Genomic DNA, 21,177 nt, shown 5'->3' on the forward strand with positions numbered 1-21,177 from the left:
GTATGGACAAGCAATCACGAACGATCTCAGTGAAAGTGAATGGAACAGAAGCGAAGTATGAGGAAAAGAAGAAAGATGAATTTGACTGGATGGTAGTAGAAAGTGAGAGACCGAAAAACGTCGTTCCGTTTCAAAAAGCGAAATCAGTGTCTATGGAAAAATACCGAAAGAAGTGGAGTAATACAATAATTGCAATCGTTGCAACTGCAATTATTATTGGTACGGCGTTGGGAATGGGAATGCTTCATGTCACTGGACAAGGGACGACAGGGGGAAGCGAAGTAACAGCTTCTAAGCAGACTCCGAATGAAGAATCAACGGTGGGTGGAACGGCAGAACAAACACCAGCACCAAAAGAGGAAAACCAAAAAGCACAGGTAGGAACGCCATTAGATCCGCTGAAATTCTTTTTTGTTCAAGGAGGGATTTATTCTTCTGAAGAAAAGGGACAGGCTGCTCTTGAAGAGTGGAAAGGTAATGGAAGAATTGCAGCTTTGAAACCGAGCGGTGATAAGTATGCATTAGTTGTTGGTATTTCTAGCGATGAACAGGCCATAAATCAATTAATGACGCAGTATAAAAATGACGGTGTCTCCGTTTTGAAAAAGAACTGGGATATAACAGATAAAGCGTTACTTAAAGATAATAAAGAAGTGGGAGCATTTTTAACAAAAATACAGCCATTATATACTCATTTAGCAAAATATGTTTCCAGCGTACAGGCTAGTGGAAAAAGTAATGAAAAAGATATAGGAGCGATTGAAAAAGAATGGAAAGCAATTGAAAAAGAAGGGAAAAGTATGAAGCAGGAAGAAGCGAAGAAACTGTATATGTATACGTCAGTAGCTGTACAAACAGTGAAAGAAGGGAAAGGTGATAAGGAATCTTTGATGAAATTAAATCAAGTTATTATTGATGGCATACTTTCGTATGAAAAAATTGTTTCACAAAAAGTGAAATGATAGGATAATGAAATGGCGAAGGAAGAAGTATAGGTGCTTCTTTCTTTTCTTTTGAATTTAGAGCAAAGTGCTTTCTCTATGGCAGGAATATAATCGTATTTAATAAAGAAATATTATTTTGTTTAGGGAAAATAATATTTCTTTCATTTGTGGACAAACTATTCCTTTGATACGATTGATGTAAATTGTTCTGCTTCATGTGAGAAAGGAAGGAGAAAATATGAGAAAAATTATTTTAGCTTCAGGATCACCTCGGAGGAAGGAACTGCTTGAATTAGCTGGTGTGCCATTTGAAATCGTTGTAAGTGAAGTAGAAGAGACGATTGGTGCGTATTCATCACCTTCTGATATTGTTATGTCTCTTGCTCTGCAAAAAGCATCTGCGGTGGCAGAAACTAATAGTGATTACATTGTGTTAGGTGCAGACACAATTGTTACATATGAGTCGCGTATTCTTGGAAAGCCTTCTAGTGAGGCTGAGGCGAAAGAAATGTTACAATTATTATCAGGGAAAGCACATGAAGTGTATACTGGTGTTGCAATTATAGCAAAAGAAAAAACGACCACTTTTTATGAGCGTACAGAAGTTACGTTTTGGGAATTAACAGAAGAGGAAATTGATGCATACGTTGCATCGAAGGAACCTCTTGATAAAGCGGGAAGTTATGGGATTCAAGGTAAAGGGTCTATTTTTGTTCAACATATTCAAGGAGATTACTACAGTGTAGTCGGCTTACCAATTGCACGTCTTGTTCGGGAATTGAAACAATTTGATATTGATGTAACCCATGCGTAAAAGTGCATGGGGTTTTCTTTGAGAGAACAAATAAAGGGGTGGAGAGATGAACGGTATTCGTGATGTTGTCAGAGAAGAACAGCCACGGGAGCGTTTATTGTTAGAAGGAGCTGGAAGTTTATCAAATAGGGAGCTCCTTGCAGTGTTACTTAGAACAGGTTCTAAAGAAGAGACGGTTTTAAAGTTGTCAGATAAGATTTTGCATCACTTTGATGGCTTACGTATGTTGAAAGATGCAACATTAGAAGAGCTGATCAGTATACATGGTGTTGGAATTGCAAAGGCATCTCAGCTTATGGCTGCTTTTGAACTAGGGAGAAGAATGGTGCGTTTAGAATATCAAAATAGATATAGCATTCGAAGCCCAGAAGATTGTGCGAGATATATGATGGAAGAAATGCGCTTCCTGCAGCAGGAGCATTTTGTGTGCTTATATCTGAACACAAAAAATCAAGTTATACATAGGCAAACGGTTTTTATTGGAAGTTTAAACACATCAATTGTGCACCCAAGGGAAGTTTTTAAAGAAGCGTTTCGCCGTGCAGCAGCCTCTATCATATGCCTTCATAACCATCCCTCAGGAGACCCAACGCCGAGCCGAGAAGATATTGAAGTAACAAAACGTTTGGTAGAATGCGGTCGAATTATCGGAATTGAAGTGTTGGATCATATTATAATAGGTGACCATAAATTCGTGAGTTTAAAGGAAAAAGGTCATATTTAAGACTATGCTTTTTACTTATTTTGTTTTATAATGTGATTTATGAGTTTTTTGTAGAAAATTATCTACAAAAAGGATACAGATATAAAAAACGTACTGTTTTTATCATATAAAGTAAGAAAAATGAGTCCGTGAAAACAAGAAAGGAAGATAAATAATATGTTTGGATTTGGTGGCTTTACTCGCGATCTTGGAATAGATTTAGGAACTGCGAACACGCTTGTATATGTAAAAGGAAAAGGTGTAGTTTTACGTGAACCTTCAGTAGTAGCGTTACAAACTGATACGAAACAAATCGTTGCTGTAGGTAGCGACGCAAAACAAATGATTGGTCGTACACCAGGAAACGTTGTGGCACTTCGCCCGATGAAAGACGGTGTAATTGCTGATTACGAAACAACAGCAACAATGATGAAATATTACATTCAACAAGCTCAAAAATCAAATGGATTCTTTTCTCGTAAACCATACGTAATGGTATGTGTACCATCTGGTATTACAGCTGTAGAAAGACGTGCAGTAATCGATGCAACTCGTCAAGCGGGTGCTCGTGATGCATATCCTATCGAAGAGCCATTTGCAGCAGCAATTGGTGCGAACTTACCTGTTTGGGAACCAACTGGTAGTATGGTTGTTGATATCGGTGGCGGTACAACAGAAGTTGCAATTATTTCTTTAGGTGGTATTGTAACAAGTCAATCAGTTCGTGTTGCTGGTGATGATATGGACGATTCAATTATTCAGTACATTAAGAAAAGCTATAACTTAATGATCGGTGAAAGAACAGCTGAAGCATTAAAATTAGAAATTGGTTCTGCAGGCGAGCCAGAAGGTATCGAGCCTATGGAAATTCGCGGTCGTGATTTAGTAAGTGGTTTACCAAAAACAGTACTAATTCAACCAGAAGAAATTGCAGATGCATTAAAAGATACAGTAGATGCGATTGTAGAATCGGTTAAAAATACGTTAGAGAAAACTCCGCCTGAATTAGCGGCAGATATTATGGACCGCGGTATCGTATTAACTGGTGGCGGGGCATTACTACGTAACTTAGATAAAGTTATTAGTGAAGAAACAAATATGCCAGTTCTTGTTGCAGAAGACCCATTAGATTGCGTAGCAATTGGAACGGGTAAAGCATTAGACAATATCGATCTTTTCAAAACTGCTGCTCGATAATATTGCAAAATAAAAATCAGTAAAATTAAGAGGGTGTGAACGTGCCACAGTTTTTCTTAAACAAAAGATTAATTGTTTTGTTAGTTAGTATTATTCTTCTCGTGGCATTGATTGGAATTTCATTGAAAGAACGGAACAGTTTAACATGGCCAGAGCAGTTTATAAAAGATACTGTCGGTGTTGTAGAACGTGTATTCCAAAAGCCTGCGAATTATGTTGCCGGATTCTTCGAAAACGTAGAAGATGTAAAGCGCACGTATGAAGAGAATAAAGAATTAAAAGCAAAATTAGATAACTATGCAAAGTTATCAGGTGACGTAAAGCAATTAGAAGATGACAAAAAGAAATTACAAGAGTTAACTGGTAAAACACAGTTGAATAGCGATTATACTGAAATTCCAGCTACTGTCGTTTCTCGTAATCCAGATAAATGGTACGATTTAGTTGGGATTGATAAAGGGGCACAGCAAGGAATTAAAAAAGATATGGCTGTAATCACTTCACAAGGTTTAGTTGGACGAGTGAAAAGTGTATCTCAGTTTACATCATCAGTAGAGTTGTTAAGTTCTATGAGCCGAACAAATCGTGTTTCTGCTATCGTACAAGGGCAAGAGAAAATCTTTGGATTGATTGAAGGTTACGATAAAGAAAAACAATTACTTCTTTTCACAAAGATTGGCTCTGAGGCACCAGTAGAAAAAGATCAACTAGTTGTAACATCAGGACTTGGTGATATTTTCCCGAAAGGGCTTGTCATCGGAAAAATCGTTGATGTTCAGCCAGATCCATATGGCTTAACAAAAACAGCTTATGTAAAACCTGCCGCTGATTTAAATGACGTAGAGCATATTATAGTTGCTAAACGTGAAATGCCTTCAGCGCCATTAGAATAGGAGGAGAAGAAGAGATGATGAAGATTTTGAAAAGAGCAGCTCTTCCTCTTTTGCTCCTTTTTGTTTTTCTATTTGAAAATATGTTTGCTACAGTTGTTCCAACAGCGGTTTTTTGGAAAGACAGTATAGCAGCACCACATTTTTTTATAATTGTGTTATGTTTTATTACAGTGTATTATAGTCCGGTCCAAGGGATTTATTACGGACTATTATTTGGTTTCTTATTTGATACCGTATACACAGAACTTGTCGGTGTATACATATTTGCTTATCCGATTTTAGCTTATTTAGTCTATAGTGTGATGAAGATATTACAATTGAATTTATTTATTGTTGTTTCTATTGTATTAGCTAGCATTGCAGCGTTAGAGTATTATGTGTATGGATTTTTAACTTTGTTAGGACGTACTCATATGTCAGCGTACGTCTTTTTCACAGATCGTCTCCTAGCTACTTTATTGCTAAATGGAATTTTTCTATTAATAGTTTGTTTCCCACTGAGACGATATTTAACGCGTCTTTCAAAAGCGATGGAAGAAAAAGAAAAAAGGATTTTCTAATTTTATGTCGAATTGAATCGGTGGGGTGAACTTTAGTGGAAGAAAAAAAGCAACAAAATGTAACGATAAAAGGGACAAAAGATGGGATAACGCTTCATTTAGATGATTGTTGTTCATTCTCTGAATTGCTGAGTGAATTGGACGAAAAGCTTTCTACGCATTACTATGGTGGCGACGGGCACTCTTTAATTGAAGTGCACGTGAAAGTAGGCAATCGTTATTTAACAGAAGTCCAACAAGAAGAGATTCGTACGTTAATTCGTAATAAGAAGAATCTCGTTGTGGATTCAATTGAAAGTGATGTTATAACTAAAGCGGAAGCAATAGCTTGGAAAGAAGAAACAGAAATTGTCCCTATTTCCAAAATTGTTCGCTCTGGACAAGTTTTACATGTAAAAGGAAATTTATTGTTAATTGGAGATGTTAATCCAGGCGGAACGGTTATCGCTGGGGGGAATATTTTTGTCGTGGGATCATTAAGAGGGATTGCACACGCGGGTTATGATGGAGATGCAGAAGCTGTTATTGCTGCATCTATTATGAACCCGATGCAACTTCGAATTAGTGACGTGGCAATGCGGGCTCCGGAAGAGAAAGAAGACGGAGCGGAGACGGCAGAATGTGCGTATATTAATGAGAACAATCACATTGTTGTCGATCGCCTGCAACTTCTCACTCATCTTAGACCTAATTTAACAAAGTTAGAAAGGGGAATTGTATAGCTGTGGGAGAGGCAATAGTAATTACATCTGGAAAGGGCGGAGTAGGTAAAACTACAACGTCTGCGAACATTGGTACAGCCCTAGCGTTATCTGGAAAGAAAGTGTGCTTAATTGACACAGATATCGGTCTTCGAAACTTAGACGTAGTAATGGGGCTGGAAAACCGTATTGTATTTGATCTTGTTGATGTCGTTGAAGGGCGTTGCCGTTTACCTCAGGCTCTTATTAAAGATAAGCGTTTTGATGATCTTTATTTATTACCTGCAGCACAAACGAGTGATAAATCAGCGGTAACACCTGAACAAATGGATGAATTAATACAAGTATTACGTCAAGATTATGATTACATATTAATTGATTGTCCTGCGGGGATTGAGCAGGGATTTAAAAATGCGGTAGCTGGTGCGGATAAAGCAATCGTCGTTACGACGCCAGAAGTATCCTCAATGCGCGATGCGGATCGTATTATCGGGCTTTTAGAAAAAGAGGATATTGAACCACCGAAACTTGTTATTAACCGTGTGCGTAGTCATATGCTTCATGAACAGGATATGTTAGATGTTGATGAAATCGTACGTACATTGTCAATCGAGCTTCTTGGGGTTGTCGAAGATGATGATGAAGTTATTCGAGCTACAAATACAGGTGAACCTGTAGCGCTGCAACCGAGCGGAAAAGCAGCGATAGCTTATCGTAATATTGCAAGACGCTTGTTAGGTGAGAATGTACCATTACAAGCATTTGAACAAGAAAAAGTATCGGTATTTGCAAAGGTGAAAAACTTCTTTGGAATCCGTTAAGAGCACTTCGCACATATGCGAAGTGCTTTCTTTTTTCTTCACACGAATATCTTTCTTTCTTAGCTCATACATATGTACAAACTGTATACAACTGTTTCTATTTAAATTAGCTTGCCGAAAGAAAGGAGACAGTATGAAGAATAGACGTGTAGAAGAAATTAAAAAACGGATTGCAAAAAGGAAGGCCGAGCAAGAAAGGATGGAGGAAGAGCAATATTTTGCCGGAGGAAATTTTGATAGCGAAACGGTATTTATTGAAGAAGGAGAAAAGGAAATTCACCCTTTATTTCGAAAAGAAATATTTTTCTTCAAAGTTTTATTATCAGCAATATTAGTTCTTTCGGTTGCTATTTTATATAAGAATGCTCCTTCTTCCTTCGATGGGGCTAAAGCTGTTACAGAAAAAGTGATGAAAGAGGAATTTCAGTTTGCTACTATAGCGAAGTGGTATGAAAAGCAGTTTGGGAAACCTCTCGTATTCTATTCACCTAATGAGAAAAAGGAAGGAACTATTCAGCAAAAAGATTATGCAATGCCTGCTTCTGGAAAGGTGATGCAAGGGTTTCAAAAAAATGGCCAAGGTGTATTTGTCCAAACAGCTACAAATGCAACGGTTGAGTCAGTGAATGAAGGGCTAGTCGTTTTTGCAGGCAAGAAAGAGGAACTTGGAAATACAGTTCAAATTCAACATGCAGATGGCACGGAGTCATGGTATGCAAACTTAAACGACATGTCAGTAAATTTATATGATTACGTTTCAAAGAAACAAAAAATTGGTACGGTGAATAATGATGAAAATAATAAGAATGGTAAGTTTTATTTCGCGATAAAAAAGAATGAAAAATTTATTGACCCGATTCAGGTGATTTCATTTGATTAAATATAGGGATGTCTTAACGAAGATTTCAGTGCATCCATTGTTTTGGGTTATTATTGTCATTGGTATTTTTACGGCACGTTTTAAAGAGTTACTATTATTATTTTGCATTGTTCTCATTCATGAACTTGGGCATGCTTTTGCAGCAGCATATTATAATTGGCGCATTAAAAGGATTCAGCTTTTACCGTTTGGCGGTGTAGCTGAGCTTGAGGAACATGGAAATAAGTCATTAAAAGAGGAACTTGTTGTCGTAATTGCAGGACCTATTCAACATCTTTGGATGATGCTGGTTGGTTATGCATTGTTTGAAGCAGGTTGGCTGAATGCGGAGTTGTATTATTTCTTTATGTGGAACAATATAGTGATTTTAGCATTTAATTTATTACCTATTTGGCCGCTTGATGGTGGGAAAGTACTGTTTAATGTATTATCATATCGTTTTCCTTATTTACAAGCACATGGAAAGATGATGAAATTGTCATGTGTTTTTTTTGGTGTAATATTAGGATGGCAGTTACTTTGGAATAGCAACAATATTATGATGTGGGTACTACTCATATTTTTGGCAGTATCGTTATATCAAGAATGGAAACAAAGACGATATGCGTTTATGCGTTTCTTATTAGAACGTTATTATGGGAATAAAAGGGGAATTGAAAAGATTGCACCTATTGAGGTGCAAACAGAAGATCGTTTATATACGATCTTCACAAAATTTCGTAGAGGATATAAGCACTCTATTATCGTCCGTGGAAAATATAAAGAGAATTACACATTGGATGAGAATGAATTGCTCTATGCGTATTTTACTGAAAAACGAACAACTTCATCTGTTGAAGAATTAATCGGTTAGTGTTGACGATAGCACTAACCTTTTATTATTGTAAAAGCAAAGAAGATTATAAAGTGAGGAAATAATTTTGAAGACGTTATATATGAATTACGCTGGATCGGAAAAGAGAGTAGCAATTGAAGAGAAGAAAAAAATTGTTGAATTTTTATGGAAACGTAATGAAGAGCAAGAAATTGTCGGACATATTTATGTTGGACGTATCGTAAGAACAATAGCTGGAATGAGTGCAGCTTTTGTTAACATCGGTTTAGAAAAACATGCGTACCTTTCGTATGATGATGTACCACCTTCCTATCGTATACATGAAGGGCAAGCGGTGCTCGTACAAGTTGTGAAAGAGGCAATTGATACGAAAGGCCCTAAATTGACAGCGAATATAGAATTTACAGGGAAATATGTTGTTTATATGCCGTTTGATGAGATGCGCGCTGTTTCTCGGAAAATAAAAAATAATAAAAGAAGACAAGAGTTACTCCAAATTGAAGTGGAAGGAACGGGAGGATACATTTTCCGCTCTGCTTCTGAAAGAGGAGCAATTGAAGAAATACAGGCTGAAATGCAAGGGTTACAACAGTTATATGAAGAGTTAAAAAGAAAAGAGGGCCAAGGAAAGGCACCGTTATTACTTCATCGACCGGCGACCTTTTTAGATCGTGTATTTCAAGAGAACCCAATTGAAACAATTGAAAAAGTAGTTGTAGATACAAGAAGTATAGTAAAAGAATTAGAAGATAAGATTGGGAAAGAAAAAGTATCTTTTTATAATGAAAAGTCTTCTATGTTCAGTCATTTTGGTATAAATCGTGAAATCGAGAAAGCACTTCAAAAAATTGTTTGGCTCCCAAATGGTGCATATTTAATTGTAGAACAAATGGAGACGATGACTGTAATTGATGTGAATACGGGCAAGTTTACTGGAAAACAAAATTTACAAGATACAGTACTTCGCACAAATGAGATGGCGGCTGAAGAAATTGCACGCCAATTAAGACTTCGTGATATTGGTGGTATGATATTAATTGATTTCATTAATATGAAAAAAAGAGAAGATAAAGAAAAAGTAAGAGAATGTCTCATAGCTGCTATGAAAGATGATCGTACTTATACAAGAGTACTTGGATTTACTGAGTTAGGGATTTTGGAGATGACACGCAAACGCAAAAAACATTCTTTACGTGACGTATTACTAGAAGAGTGTGTATCTTGCAAAGCGACGGGTTATGTTTTGTCACATGAAACAATTGCGTATGAGCTAGAGAGAGAACTAATCACATATGGAAATATAGAAGATGAGGCAGTATTAATTGCAGCGTCTACAGAACTGCAAAAACAATTTTTACAAAAAGAATTACAAAAAAATATTCCATTTGAAATTTATTTCAAAGATGATATTATCGAAAAGTATGCTATTATCCGTTTTGGAAGTAAGAAAGAAATTGTAGAACGGAAAAAATAGTTAGCAGAACATTTATTGACAATAGTCTATGATTCATGATAACATCTTTATGTTATAGTTTATAGCACCTAAACGGCTATATGCTACAACCGCACAAGACAGGTTCCCTAAAGACATTTATGTCTACCTCGTTTTTGGCGAGTCTTAGTAATTAAGAGGAGGTGCAAGTATGTACGCAATTATCGAAACAGGTGGAAAACAAATTAAAGTTGAAGCTGGTCAAGCAATCTACATTGAAAAATTAGATGTTGAAGCTGGTGAAACTGTTACTTTTGACAAAGTTCTTTTCGTTGGTGGCGAAAACGTTAAAGTTGGTAGCCCAGTTGTAGAAGGTGCAACAGTTACTGCGAAAGTTGAAAAACAAGGTCGCGCTAAGAAAATCATCGTTTTCAAATACAAAGCGAAAAAGAACAATCGTAAGAAACAAGGTCATCGTCAACCTTACACTAAGCTAGTTGTTGAAGCTATCAACGCTTAATTCTGGTTAACATGATTAAAATTACGATAAGTCGCACGAAATTAGGAAGTATCCAATCATTTAAAATGACTGGACATGCCAATTATGCGCCACATGGACAAGACCTTGTCTGTGCTGGAACTACAGCGGTTGTGTTTGGTTCTATAAATGCAGTGGAAGAACTTTGTAATGTGCAGGCAACTATTGAACTCGGAAGTGATGGCGGATTCTTGACGTATGAATTGCCTAATGATTTAGACGTTCATGCAGCAGAAAAAGCACAAATACTTTTAGAAGGATTGGTTGTTTCGCTTAAGACGATCGAACTTGATTACGGAAAGTATATCCGTTTAATAGAAAAAGTGCAGGAGGTGTAACGTATGTTAAGATTAGATCTTCAGTTTTTCGCATCTAAGAAAGGTGTAGGTAGTACAAAGAACGGTCGTGACTCTCAGTCAAAACGTCTTGGTGCTAAACGCGCAGATGGTCAAACGGTTTCAGGTGGTTCAATTCTTTACCGTCAACGCGGTACAAAAATTTATCCAGGTGTTAACGTTGGTCGTGGTGGCGATGACACTTTATACGCGAAAGTTGACGGCGTAGTACGCTTTGAGCGTCTTGGCCGTGACCGCAAACAAGTGAGCGTATATCCTGTTGCTCAAGAAGCATAAGAACTCACGGAAAACTCTAACCTGAGTGCAGGTTAGAGTTTTTCTATATTAAGGGGTATCTAAATGAATGAAAAATGGACAATTATAGATGCGTTGCGTCATTCAAGACATGATTGGCTCAATCGTATGCAGATGGTTAAAGGAAACCTTTCCCTTGGAAAAGTGGAAGAGATTCATCGGCTCATCGATCGTTTTGTCCAAGAAGCGAGACAAGAATCCAATCTGATGGGGCTATCCATGCCTTTATTTTCAGAGTGGATTTTAACATATAATTGGAAACAGCAGCCGTGCTTATTGGAGTACGAAGTATTAGGGAAATTACATAACTTATCTCACTTAGATGAGACTGTATGTACATGGACGAATCAATTTTTCTCAATACTTCAGCATAGTTTAGACGTATATGTTGAAAATTATGTTTGTATCACAATTGAATGTGACGCGGAGAATGCTCGTTTCTTTTTTGATTTTCGTGGTAAGCTAACGAGTGTAGAAGAACTACAGAATTGGCTTGCGAACCAAAACAATAAATGGTATTCCATTTCTTATACAGTACGAGACGAAGAAGTCTCAGTTATATTACAACCAATCGAAAAAAGTGTGGTGAAATAATGTTTGTAGATCAGGTCAAGATATATGTAAAAGGCGGCGACGGTGGTAACGGAATGGTTGCGTATCGTCGTGAGAAGTATGTACCTAAAGGTGGCCCAGCAGGTGGCGACGGTGGTAAAGGCGCAGATGTTGTTTTCGTTGTTGAGGAAGGCTTACGTACATTAATGGACTTCCGCTACCAACGTCATTTCAAAGCTGATCGTGGTCAGCACGGAATGAGTAAAGGGCAGCACGGTCGTAAATCTGAGGATTTAATCGTTAAGGTTCCACCAGGAACAGTAGTAAAAGATGAAAAAACAGGTCAAATTCTTGCTGATTTAGTAACGCATGAGCAAACAGCTGTAATCGCAAGAGGTGGCCGTGGTGGCCGTGGTAACTCACGTTTCGCAACAGCAACGAACCCAGCGCCAGAAATCGCTGAGAACGGGGAACCAGGTCAAGAGCGTGATGTCATTCTAGAACTTAAAGTACTAGCAGACGTTGGACTTGTTGGATTCCCAAGTGTAGGTAAATCTACATTATTATCTGTTGTATCATCAGCACGTCCGAAAATTGCAGAGTATCACTTTACAACAATCGTTCCGAATCTTGGTGTTGTTGAAACTGGTGATAACCGCAGCTTCGTAATGGCTGACCTTCCTGGACTAATTGAAGGCGCACATGCTGGCGTTGGACTTGGACACCAATTCTTACGTCATATCGAGCGTACACGTGTAATCGTGCATGTTATTGATATGTCTGGTTTAGAAGGCCGTGATCCATATGAAGATTACGTAACGATTAATAATGAATTAAAAGAATACAATCTGCGTTTAACTGAGCGTCCACAAGTTGTTGTTGCAAACAAAATGGATATGCCAGATGCAGAAGAAAACTTACAAGCATTTAAAGAGAAAGTGGGAGACGAAGTAAAAATCTTCCCAATCTCAGCTGTAACGAAACAAGGTGTTCGTGACTTACTATTTGAAGTAGCGAATTTATTAGAAACAACACCAGAATTCCCAATGCATGATGTTGTCGATGAGTCTGACGCAAGTGTAATGTACAAATTTGATACTGAAGGTGTTAAATTTGAAATTACACGTGAAAGTGACGGCACGTTTGTTATTTCTGGTTACGATATCGAGAAGACATTCAAAATGACGGACTTCTCACGTGATGAATCTATACGTCGTTTCGCTCGTCAAATGCGCGGAATGGGTATTGATGAAGCGCTTCGTGCACGTGGTGCAAAAGACGGAGATATTGTAAAAATTCTTGAATATGAATTTGAATTTATCGATTAAGACTGCCGAAAGATGGCGGTCTTTTTTTTATCCGTAAAAGTCAGATTGATATAGGAAAAAATCCCCACTGGTTAAATTTTCATTTTATAATGGGAAAAGGAGTGATTTTAGAACTATATTTTACGGGGAGAAAAAGAATATGTATAAAATATTAATTGTAGAAGACGATGAAAAAATCGCGGGGATATTAGAGGAGCATTTAGAAAGGTATGGCTACCAGTCATTTAGAGCAAGTAATTTACGTCATATAAAAGATGAGTTCGTAAAAGTGAATCCACATCTCGTATTACTGGATATTAATTTACCGTACTTTGACGGTTTCTATTGGTGTCGTCAAATTCGAAGTGTATCGAATGCGCCGATTATTTTTGTTTCTGCAAGAACAGGGGAAATGGATCAAGTAATGGCAATTGAAAATGGCGGAGATGATTACATTACGAAGCCATTCCATTTAGATATTGTAATGGCTAAGGTGAAAAGTGCACTTCGTCGTGGGTATGGTGAGTACGCTTCTGCGGCGGAGAGCGATTGCTTAGGTGTTAATGGACTGTTGTTATTCCCGTCTCAACACGTTGTTGAGTGGCAAGGGCAACAAACAGAACTGACAAAAAATGAATTTTACTTGTTAGAGTGTTTAATGAAACAGGCGAATCAATATGTAACGCGCGAAGAACTGTTAGAAGCTTTGTGGGATGAAGTAGCATTTGTTGATGATAATACATTAACCGTAAATGTGAAACGTGTAAGGAAGAAACTAGAGGAGCTAGGCATTAAAAATGCAATTGTAACGAAACGTGGATACGGTTATGCGCTTCTTACAGAGTGGGGCGCAGGGAATGAAGGTTAAAAATTATCTCATAGACCGATTTTCTTTACTTCTTTCTTATATTGTTAGTCTTTGTTTATTTGGGCTCGTATTGCAGTTGCAAAACCTTTTAGAAAAGCGATCTATTGATTGGAGTACGTGGTTATACGGACTTTTATTAGGGACAGTTGTGTTTACTGTATACCTCATTTACGATTACCGAAAACGGAGTGTGTTTTTAAAGAGAATCGAAAAATATGTTGCTGGTGGAAATACATTACATGACTCGTTACTTATTGATACTTCTTATACGTCAGAGCAAGAGTTGATCGTAGAATCATTTACTTTGTTAAGACAGCAATATATGAATGAAGTTCATAAACAACATACGAAAGAGCAACAGCAAATGATATTTATGAACCAGTGGATTCATCAAATGAAAACACCAGTATCTGTTATTGAATTAGTATTGCAGAAGTTTGGTAAAGAGCATCGTGAAGCGAGAGAAACAGTTGAAAGTATTCGTGAAGAAAATAACCGCATACTAAATGGTTTAGATTTAGCGTTACATATGGCAAGACTAGAGCAGTTTGCGAAAGATTATAAAGTAGAAGTAGTAAATGTGATAGATGTCATTCGAGGCATTATCAATGAAAATAGAAAGTCTTTCATTCAATCTTCTGTATTTCCGAAAGTGATGTTTGAAGAAGATACTTGTATGGTTGCATCTGATAGAAAATGGCTGAGTATTGCTATCGGTCAAATTGTTGTAAACGCAATTAAGTATACAAAAATCTCAGAAGCAGAGAAAAAAGAAATTCAATTTCAAATTGAAGAGAAAGATCAAAAGGTGTTATTACATATTAGGGATAATGGAATTGGTATTCCAGAGCAAGATGTAAAGCGTATATTTGATCCATTCTTTACGGGGGTAAATGGCCGTAAAACGAGAGAAGCGACTGGGATGGGGTTATATATTACAAAGGAAATTTGTGATAATTTACATCATGGAATTTATGTGCAATCGGCTGAAGGAGAGGGAACGACATTCACGTTCCAATTTGCAAAAGATGAAGAATATCATACATTAATGAGAAAAATGACAAAACTGTAAGATAACAAAACGTTTTGTAAGGAAAATCACTCGTTTCTTTTTCTTATTTTTCTTATAGTAAATGTAAGAAGAAAACACATAGGGGGATTAGAAATGAGTGTTCTTGAAGTGAAAGGGTTAACGAAGGTATACCAATCAAAAGGTTCAGTAGCGACGACTGCTTTAAACGATATAAATTTTAAAATTGAAGAAGGCGAATTTGTAGGAATTATGGGTCCTTCAGGGAGCGGGAAAACAACGCTTTTAAATTTATTAGCGACAATTGATAAGCAAACTTCAGGTCATGTGCTTGTAAATGGAGAAGAAATTAATCAAATGCGTGCTGCAAAATTAGCGGAGTTTCGCCGCACACATTTAGGATTCATCTTCCAAGATTTCAACTTACTTGATACGTTATCGATTAAAGAAAATATCATTTTACCGCTTGTAATGGCGAAGAAATCTGTAAATGAAATTGATACGAAAGTACTGGAAATTGCGAAGTTTTTAAACATCGAAGAAATTTTAAATAAGAAAGTATATGAAGTATCAGGCGGACAACAACAACGTGCAGCCGCAGCGAGAGCAATTATTCATGAACCGACGTTAATTTTAGCTGATGAGCCAACTGGAAACTTAGATTCAAAGTCGGCGAAATCATTAATGGGAGCGCTGCAAGATTTACATGAGCAAAAGAAAGTGACAATTGCAATGGTAACGCATGACCCAGTGGCGGCGAGTTATTGCGAACGTATCCTCTTCATTCGCGACGGAGAAATTTTCTCGGAAATTCATAAGGGAAGAACGAAGCAAGCCTTTTTCCAAGAAATTCTGGACGTACTTGCGATGCTAGGAGGAGAATATCATGAACTTTCGCCAGCTCGCGCTTAATAATGTAAAAGGAAATTGGCGTAATTATAAAGCGTTTCTGATTAGTAGTTGTCTATCGATTGTCGTATTTTTCATGTATGCTTCCTTCATTTATCATCCAGATGTCGTAAGCGGTAATATTAGTATGAGGGAGATGATTTCAACAGGGTTAGAATCGATGAACTATATTGTAGTCATCTTCTCAGCACTCTTTATTTTATATGCAAACTCAACGTTTTTACGAGCAAGAAAAAAAGAATTTGGTCTATTAACATTAATAGGTGGAACGAAGTCTCAACTTGGCAGAATAATTATACTAGAACAACTTATGTTAGGTAGCATTGCAATTGTAGTAGGTATTGGGATTGGCATGCTTTGCTCAAAACTGTTTTTCCAAGCATTAAGCGTATTACTAAAAGTTGATAAAACACTCCCGCTCGTATGGAATGGTAAAGCCGTTTTGATTACAGCTGGTGTATACTTTATTCTCTTTTTAATCTTATCATTGTTTAGTGTTTGGACAGTAGGACGCTTGCAAATTATTGATTTATTAAGAGAAGCAAGAAAACAGAAAGTAGAACCTTTTGCATTTACATGGTTATGTGTAGCGGGTATAGGATGTATTATTGTTGCATATGTACTTAGCTTCCAAGTGACATTTATGAATTTTATCATGCTGTTTTTACCGATTGTAGGGCTGACGATAGGCGGAACTTATTTGCTGTTTACACAAGGTAGTACAGTCGTATTAAAGGCGTTACAAAAACGAAAAAAATCTTTTTATACATATCCAAATATGTTCGTACTTAGCAATCTTATTTATAAAATGAAAGATAATGCTCGTTTTTTATTTGTTATTTCTATCATTACGGCCGTTGTATCTTCAGCAGTTGGTACACTGTACGTATTCTTTGAGGATATGAGTTATAAGACAGTAACTAGTACCCCACATGCTATTTCGTATGAGGAAAAAGGAATCAATTCGCATAATGTCATCAAAGAAGGAAAAACAAAAGAATTAATAAAAAAACACGGATTTGAAGAAAAAGCGCGAGAAGTAACGCACGTAAAACTTCCTGGAACTCAAAAAATCACGATGTTTAACAGTGAACATGAAGTGCCAATGGCGATTGTTTCAGAAAAAGAATATAACGCTGAAGTACGTAAACAAAAGAGAGAGCAAGTTAGAGAAGTTCATAATGCACCAGGTAGTGCAACGATGGTCATAATGGATATGGCGAAAGATATGATGAAGGTAGATCTTTCGAAACCGTATGAATTTAAAATTAACGGACAAACGCACTCTGTTCAATTAAATGAGCCAACTTCATTTTCTGTTTTTAATGATAGTGAATATCTCATTGTGAATGATCAAGATTTTGAGAAATACGCAAAGCTCGTACCAGATGAAGAAAAGACGAAATATTACGGTTATTATATAGAAGATTGGAAAAGTACTGAAGACCTTGTGTTAGATTTGAAAAAGGAAATTGCGCCAGATAAGCAAGCGGAATTAAATAACTCGGTGCTCGCTTATAAAAATATAAGGGAATCAGGAGCAATTACAATGTTTATCGGTTTCTTCGTAGCAGTACTATTCTTCTTCTTCGCTTGTAGTATGACGTACTTTAAATGGTTTAACGATAAAGAACAAGATCGTATTCAATTTAAATCGTTAAAGAGAATCGGTATGACAGATAAAGAGATTCGTAAAATTGCAATTCGACAAATGGGCGTTATCTTCTTTATCCCGATATTAATCGGTTCCATTCATAGTGGATTTGCACTTCATACGTTAGGGAAAATGCTTTATATCGATTTATGGAAATCAGGTGCGCTTGTAATTGGGGCATACTTTGTAGCTTCTGCGATTTACTTTATGATCGCGCAAAGAGGATATTTAAAACACGTGCAAAGCTAGAGAAACCTCTAGCTTTTTGCCTATGTAGTAAGTTATAGGAGGACGATAGATGAATATTAGGCAACTAGCACTGCAAAATATAAAGGGGAATTGGCGTAATTATAAAGTATTTTTCTTAAGTAGTTGTTTTGCAATATTTGCGTCTTTCGCATACATGTCTGTTATTGTACATCCGTATATGCAAGAGACGATGTGGTATCAAAACGTACGCTGGGGACTTATCGTATGTAATGTTATCATTATTTCTTTTTTCGTCATATTTATTTTGTATTCTACTTCTATTTTCATAGAAGCACGTAAGAAAGAATTAGGATTATATATGTTAATGGGAGCAACGAAGTCTAACGTAATAGGAGTGATTATGACCGAACAAATGTTGATCGGGATATTTGCTAATATTTTCGGTATTGGACTTGGCATGATTTTTTTGAAACTCTTTTTTATGGTGTTTAGCATGCTAATGCGTCTTCCGAAAGAACTCCCTGTCATATTTGACGTGAAAGCGATTGGGGTAACGTTTATTACATATATGGTTGTTTTTATTCTGTTATCTTTTATAAGTGCTTTACGTATATGGAACATAAAAATCATTCGGTTATTGAAAGAATTTCGAACGGATAAAAAAGAGAAGAAAACATCAATATGGCTTTGTATATTCGGCTTTATTTGTTTAGGGATAGGATATATGTTAGCGCTACAAGTGACGATGGCAACGATAGGATTATATTTTTTCCCTGTGTCTATACTTGTCTTTTTCGGAACGTACTTTTCTTTTACACACGGTACAATCCAATTGTTAGAAATGATTAAACGAAATAAAAAGATTATGTATACATATCCGTATTTATTTATAGTGAATCAATTGTCACATCGAATGAAGGAAAATGGTCGCTTTTTCTTTATGCTTTCTATGGCAACGACATTTGTAGTTACGGCAACAGGTACGGTGTTTTTATATTTTTCCAGCATGCAAGATATGTGGCGGGATGGGGGCGCGCACTCATTTTCATACATAGAAAAAGGTGTTTCTACCCATGAAGTCTTTGAAGAAGGTACGGTTGAAAAATTACTGCATCAATATGGATATGATGATTTTCAATTTATGAGTTTTGTTGGAGTGTATGCATCTTTCCAGTCTAATAAGGGAGAAATCGAAGTTGCACCGCTTATAAAGGAAAGTGAATACAATCAAGAAGCGAGAAAACAAAAAAAGAAAACGTATCATCCGAAAAAAGGAACAGTTACACTTGTTTATTATAATAAAAGTAATTATCCGAATGTATATAATCAAAAAGAGATTCAATTACAAGTAATGAATCAAACGTATCCATTCGTATTTAACGGTCAGAAAGAAGGCGCGCGATTTAATTATCATCTCGCGCACATTAACGGTTTGTTTTTCGTCATGAATGATGAAGATTTTGACAGTATAGCAAATAAGGTTCCGGATTCTGAAAAAATGATATATCGAGGATACACATTACCCAATATCGAAAATACGAAAAAATTAAATGGAGATTTACGGAAACATATGAAACAAGATGATAATAATGCATTTCGAAGTAATATGGAGTTATATGTGAATATGAAAGAGTTCGGCGATATTACTCTATTTGTTGGCTCGTTCATTAGTATATTATTCTTTCTTACTTCATGTAGTATTGTATATTTTAAATGGTTTCATAATATTGCATCGGATCGAAAGCAATACGGGGCACTTTCTAAACTTGGAATGACGAAGGAAGAAGTGTGGAAGGTTTCTCGTTGGCAATTATGTATGCTATTTTTTGCGCCTATTATAGTAGGAAGTATGCATAGTGCAGTTGCGTTATATACGTTTCATAATACTGTCTTTATGGACGGATCATTAAGAAAAGTAGGCTTATTCATTTTGTTTTACATCGCTGCATGTATCATTTATTTCTTCTTCGCCCAAAGAGAATATAGGAAACATTTAGACTAGCGAACGCTAGTCTTTTTTAAATATTCGAAATTTACATAGAAGAATATAAAAAAGTATGGTATAACAGTAAGAAAACGAAAAAGAGAGGGAAAAGACGATGATTCGAGTAGGATATTTAGGACCAGAAGCAACATTTACAAATATGGCGGTGAGTCGTTTTTTTCCGGAAGCAGAGCATGTACCGTATCGAACGATTCCAGATTGTATAGATGCAGCTGCAAATGAAAATGTAGATTTCGCAGTTGTACCGCTAGAAAATGCGATTGAAGGTTCGGTAAATATAACGGTTGATTACCTTGTACATGAGCAGCCGCTTTCTATTGTAGGGGAAATTACAGTACCGATTCAGCAACATTTACTTGTACATCCGCAGTATGCAGAAGTGTGGGAAGAAGTATATGCAGTGCATTCTCATCCGCATGCTATCGCGCAGTGTCATAAGTTTTTAAATGAAGAATTAAAAGGGGTAACCGTTCGAGATATGACATCAACAAGTGCTGCAGCACAATATGTGAAAGAACATCCTGAAGAAAAAATCGCCGCTATTGCAAACGAAGCAGCAGCAGAAAAATACGGATTAGCAATTGTAAGAAGTGGTATTCATACGCATAAAAACAATCATACACGTTTCCTTGTTCTCCATAAGAAAAAGAAAGCAGTACTTCCAAATAACGGAGAAAATCGCGGAGAGAAAACGACGCTTATGATAACGTTACCTGCAGATTATGCAGGAGCGCTATATCAAGTGTTATCAGCTTTCGCATGGAGAAAATTAAACTTATCTAAAATTGAATCTCGCCCGATGAAAACAGGTCTTGGAAATTACTTTTTCTTAATTGATGTTGATAAAGCATATGATGACGTATTATTGCCGGGCGTAACGATGGAACTTGAAGCACTTGGTTTTTCTGTTACGGTGCTTGGGAGTTATTCTTCTTATTGGTTGTAGTAATTAATAGAATCCCACCTGCAGAAGGTGGGATTTTTTATTTTAACTTCGCAAGACGATCCTCTAACTGACCACGCCAAATATCGGCTAGTTCTGGAACAGCAAGAATCTTTTCAATACCATCTTTATCTTTTCTATTATGAAAATAAATTTCGTTAGAGAACAAAACAGAAACATTGCTCGGATGCCGCTCTAATAATGTAATTTTAGAATTTTTACGTACAGTACCTTCTTGAAGAACGCGGCATAGGTAGCCAGTAAATCCAGTTGCTACAATGCGCGGCAGTATGCCAGGAATACCGAGGCGTTTTGAAATAGTGCTACAAGGTACGCGAGCTTGTGTCACTTGAATGATTGCTTCACCTAGTTGATATGTATCTCCGATGAAAACATCACGCTCTAACATATTTGTTACGGTAATGTTTTCACCAAATGTGGAAGCGGGGAGCGTAGTTTGAAATTCTTCTTCCCATAGTGCGTAATGCTCATATGGGTATACACAAACAGCGCGATCAGGCCCACCATGATGTTTTAAATCTGCTACGTCATCACCAAGGAATCCATCTTTTGAGAGAAAGGCCTCTTCTGTAGGATCTTTACATATACCTGTTATCATTTCTTTATCTTCGCCATATTTCATTTGTTTCGGTTTACCAGTGCTAAAGTGAACGAGTTCAATCCCCATATTCGATCTCCTTTACAATTGATTACAATATTATATCACTTAC

The 21,177-nt window shown here is 36.7% G+C and carries 23 protein-coding genes and 1 other annotated feature; of the genes, 22 read left to right on the forward strand and 1 reads right to left on the reverse strand.

What is annotated here, in order from left to right; all coding sequences use genetic code 11:
* The first annotated feature begins 2 nt into the window (after positions 1-2).
* The 22 genes from COC96_RS13165 to pheA all read left to right on the forward strand — a co-directional run bounded on the left by COC96_RS13165 (position 3) and on the right by pheA (position 20,449).
* Positions 3-962 carry a stage II sporulation protein B gene (locus COC96_RS13165; RefSeq protein ID WP_098768914.1) on the forward strand — a complete coding sequence of 320 codons (960 nt, stop codon included), beginning with the start codon at positions 3-5 and terminating at the stop codon, positions 960-962.
* 220 nt (positions 963-1,182) lie between these two features.
* On the forward strand, positions 1,183-1,758 hold the full coding sequence (locus COC96_RS13175; protein ID WP_098266230.1) for a Maf family protein: 576 nt from the start codon (positions 1,183-1,185) through the stop codon (positions 1,756-1,758).
* Positions 1,759-1,804: 46 nt separating this feature from the next.
* Positions 1,805-2,482, forward strand: a complete 678-nt coding sequence (gene radC, locus COC96_RS13180) for a DNA repair protein RadC (RefSeq protein ID WP_098266231.1) — start codon at positions 1,805-1,807, stop codon at positions 2,480-2,482.
* A 156-nt stretch (positions 2,483-2,638) separates the two neighbouring features.
* On the forward strand, positions 2,639-3,658 hold the full coding sequence (gene mreB / locus COC96_RS13185) for a cell shape-determining protein MreB (protein ID WP_000466737.1): 1,020 nt from the start codon (positions 2,639-2,641) through the stop codon (positions 3,656-3,658).
* 41 nt (positions 3,659-3,699) lie between these two features.
* Positions 3,700-4,551, forward strand: coding sequence for a rod shape-determining protein MreC (mreC, locus tag COC96_RS13190; RefSeq protein WP_098266232.1), 852 nt, complete (start codon positions 3,700-3,702; stop codon positions 4,549-4,551).
* A 14-nt stretch (positions 4,552-4,565) separates the two neighbouring features.
* A complete protein-coding gene (gene mreD, locus COC96_RS13195; protein WP_098266233.1) occupies positions 4,566-5,111 on the forward strand; it encodes a rod shape-determining protein MreD in 546 nt (181 codons plus the stop codon).
* 35 nt (positions 5,112-5,146) lie between these two features.
* Positions 5,147-5,833 carry a septum site-determining protein MinC gene (gene minC / locus COC96_RS13200; RefSeq protein WP_097905988.1) on the forward strand — a complete coding sequence of 229 codons (687 nt, stop codon included), beginning with the start codon at positions 5,147-5,149 and terminating at the stop codon, positions 5,831-5,833.
* Positions 5,834-5,835: 2 nt separating this feature from the next.
* Positions 5,836-6,633 carry a septum site-determining protein MinD gene (gene minD / locus COC96_RS13205; RefSeq protein ID WP_097905989.1) on the forward strand — a complete coding sequence of 266 codons (798 nt, stop codon included), beginning with the start codon at positions 5,836-5,838 and terminating at the stop codon, positions 6,631-6,633.
* Between the two features lie 133 nt (positions 6,634-6,766).
* Entirely contained in the window at positions 6,767-7,513 is a 747-nt protein-coding gene (gene spoIVFA / locus COC96_RS13210) for a stage IV sporulation protein SpoIVFA (protein ID WP_097905990.1), read from the forward strand.
* Complete coding sequence (spoIVFB, locus tag COC96_RS13215) at positions 7,506-8,366, forward strand: stage IV sporulation intramembrane metalloprotease SpoIVFB (RefSeq protein WP_098768915.1); 861 nt, start codon at positions 7,506-7,508, stop codon at positions 8,364-8,366. The genes spoIVFA and spoIVFB overlap by 8 nt, the downstream gene beginning before the upstream one ends.
* A 67-nt stretch (positions 8,367-8,433) precedes the next feature.
* Positions 8,434-9,822, forward strand: a complete 1,389-nt coding sequence (locus COC96_RS13220) for an Rne/Rng family ribonuclease (protein ID WP_098266235.1) — start codon at positions 8,434-8,436, stop codon at positions 9,820-9,822.
* Positions 9,823-9,899: 77 nt separating this feature from the next.
* Positions 9,900-9,977: a sequence feature (ribosomal protein L21 leader region), on the forward strand.
* A 14-nt stretch (positions 9,978-9,991) separates the two neighbouring features.
* Positions 9,992-10,300: a 50S ribosomal protein L21 gene (gene rplU, locus COC96_RS13225; RefSeq protein ID WP_000270907.1), complete on the forward strand. Its 309-nt coding sequence runs from the start codon at positions 9,992-9,994 to the stop codon at positions 10,298-10,300.
* A gap of 11 nt (positions 10,301-10,311) precedes the next feature.
* The gene (locus COC96_RS13230) at positions 10,312-10,656 is read left to right on the forward strand and encodes a ribosomal-processing cysteine protease Prp (RefSeq protein WP_002112038.1); all 345 of its coding nucleotides are present in this window, start codon (positions 10,312-10,314) and stop codon (positions 10,654-10,656) included.
* Between the two features lie 3 nt (positions 10,657-10,659).
* On the forward strand, positions 10,660-10,950 hold the full coding sequence (rpmA, locus tag COC96_RS13235) for a 50S ribosomal protein L27 (protein ID WP_000944957.1): 291 nt from the start codon (positions 10,660-10,662) through the stop codon (positions 10,948-10,950).
* A 63-nt stretch (positions 10,951-11,013) separates the two neighbouring features.
* The gene (locus COC96_RS13240; protein ID WP_098266236.1) at positions 11,014-11,562 is read left to right on the forward strand and encodes a sporulation initiation phosphotransferase B; all 549 of its coding nucleotides are present in this window, start codon (positions 11,014-11,016) and stop codon (positions 11,560-11,562) included.
* On the forward strand, positions 11,562-12,848 hold the full coding sequence (obgE, locus tag COC96_RS13245) for a GTPase ObgE (RefSeq protein WP_098266237.1): 1,287 nt from the start codon (positions 11,562-11,564) through the stop codon (positions 12,846-12,848). The genes COC96_RS13240 and obgE overlap by 1 nt, the downstream gene beginning before the upstream one ends.
* Before the next feature lie 139 nt (positions 12,849-12,987).
* A complete protein-coding gene (locus tag COC96_RS13250; protein WP_088230694.1) occupies positions 12,988-13,695 on the forward strand; it encodes a response regulator transcription factor in 708 nt (235 codons plus the stop codon).
* Positions 13,685-14,767, forward strand: coding sequence for a HAMP domain-containing histidine kinase (locus tag COC96_RS13255; protein WP_098266238.1), 1,083 nt, complete (start codon positions 13,685-13,687; stop codon positions 14,765-14,767). The genes COC96_RS13250 and COC96_RS13255 overlap by 11 nt, the downstream gene beginning before the upstream one ends.
* A gap of 93 nt (positions 14,768-14,860) precedes the next feature.
* The gene (locus tag COC96_RS13260; protein WP_088230692.1) at positions 14,861-15,637 is read left to right on the forward strand and encodes an ABC transporter ATP-binding protein; all 777 of its coding nucleotides are present in this window, start codon (positions 14,861-14,863) and stop codon (positions 15,635-15,637) included.
* A complete protein-coding gene (locus tag COC96_RS13265) occupies positions 15,612-17,537 on the forward strand; it encodes an ABC transporter permease (RefSeq protein WP_098266239.1) in 1,926 nt (641 codons plus the stop codon). The genes COC96_RS13260 and COC96_RS13265 overlap by 26 nt, the downstream gene beginning before the upstream one ends.
* A gap of 49 nt (positions 17,538-17,586) precedes the next feature.
* Positions 17,587-19,500 carry an ABC transporter permease gene (locus COC96_RS13270; protein ID WP_098768916.1) on the forward strand — a complete coding sequence of 638 codons (1,914 nt, stop codon included), beginning with the start codon at positions 17,587-17,589 and terminating at the stop codon, positions 19,498-19,500.
* Positions 19,501-19,597: 97 nt separating this feature from the next.
* Positions 19,598-20,449 carry a prephenate dehydratase gene (pheA, locus tag COC96_RS13275; RefSeq protein ID WP_016086147.1) on the forward strand — a complete coding sequence of 284 codons (852 nt, stop codon included), beginning with the start codon at positions 19,598-19,600 and terminating at the stop codon, positions 20,447-20,449.
* A 37-nt stretch (positions 20,450-20,486) separates the two neighbouring features.
* Here pheA and COC96_RS13280 read toward each other — a convergent pair whose 3' ends face one another.
* Positions 20,487-21,134 (reverse strand): MOSC domain-containing protein, encoded by a 648-nt coding sequence (locus COC96_RS13280; RefSeq protein WP_098266241.1) that lies wholly within the window; start codon positions 21,132-21,134, stop codon positions 20,487-20,489.
* Between the last annotated feature and the right edge of the window lie 43 nt (positions 21,135-21,177).

It is taken from the genome of Bacillus cereus, from assembly GCF_002577405.1.
Lineage (GTDB): Bacteria > Bacillota > Bacilli > Bacillales > Bacillaceae_G > Bacillus_A > Bacillus_A cereus_AU.

Bases quoted from the DNA above. Each gene is read 5' to 3' on its own strand.
- COC96_RS13165 (WP_098768914.1), top strand. From the start codon at position 3: ATGGACAAGCAATCACGAACGATCTCAGTGAAAGTGAATGGAACAGAA.
- COC96_RS13175 (WP_098266230.1), top strand. From the start codon at position 1,183: ATGAGAAAAATTATTTTAGCTTCAGGATCACCTCGGAGGAAGGAACTG.
- radC (WP_098266231.1), top strand. From the start codon at position 1,805: ATGAACGGTATTCGTGATGTTGTCAGAGAAGAACAGCCACGGGAGCGT.
- mreB (WP_000466737.1), top strand. From the start codon at position 2,639: ATGTTTGGATTTGGTGGCTTTACTCGCGATCTTGGAATAGATTTAGGA.
- mreD (WP_098266233.1), top strand. From the start codon at position 4,566: ATGATGAAGATTTTGAAAAGAGCAGCTCTTCCTCTTTTGCTCCTTTTT.
- spoIVFA (WP_097905990.1), top strand. From the start codon at position 6,767: ATGAAGAATAGACGTGTAGAAGAAATTAAAAAACGGATTGCAAAAAGG.
- rplU (WP_000270907.1), top strand. From the start codon at position 9,992: ATGTACGCAATTATCGAAACAGGTGGAAAACAAATTAAAGTTGAAGCT.
- COC96_RS13230 (WP_002112038.1), top strand. From the start codon at position 10,312: ATGATTAAAATTACGATAAGTCGCACGAAATTAGGAAGTATCCAATCA.
- rpmA (WP_000944957.1), top strand. From the start codon at position 10,660: ATGTTAAGATTAGATCTTCAGTTTTTCGCATCTAAGAAAGGTGTAGGT.
- COC96_RS13240 (WP_098266236.1), top strand. From the start codon at position 11,014: ATGAATGAAAAATGGACAATTATAGATGCGTTGCGTCATTCAAGACAT.
- obgE (WP_098266237.1), top strand. From the start codon at position 11,562: ATGTTTGTAGATCAGGTCAAGATATATGTAAAAGGCGGCGACGGTGGT.
- COC96_RS13250 (WP_088230694.1), top strand. From the start codon at position 12,988: ATGTATAAAATATTAATTGTAGAAGACGATGAAAAAATCGCGGGGATA.
- COC96_RS13255 (WP_098266238.1), top strand. From the start codon at position 13,685: ATGAAGGTTAAAAATTATCTCATAGACCGATTTTCTTTACTTCTTTCT.
- COC96_RS13260 (WP_088230692.1), top strand. From the start codon at position 14,861: ATGAGTGTTCTTGAAGTGAAAGGGTTAACGAAGGTATACCAATCAAAA.
- COC96_RS13265 (WP_098266239.1), top strand. From the start codon at position 15,612: ATGAACTTTCGCCAGCTCGCGCTTAATAATGTAAAAGGAAATTGGCGT.
- COC96_RS13270 (WP_098768916.1), top strand. From the start codon at position 17,587: ATGAATATTAGGCAACTAGCACTGCAAAATATAAAGGGGAATTGGCGT.
- pheA (WP_016086147.1), top strand. From the start codon at position 19,598: ATGATTCGAGTAGGATATTTAGGACCAGAAGCAACATTTACAAATATG.
- COC96_RS13280 (WP_098266241.1), bottom strand. From the start codon at position 21,134: ATGGGGATTGAACTCGTTCACTTTAGCACTGGTAAACCGAAACAAATG.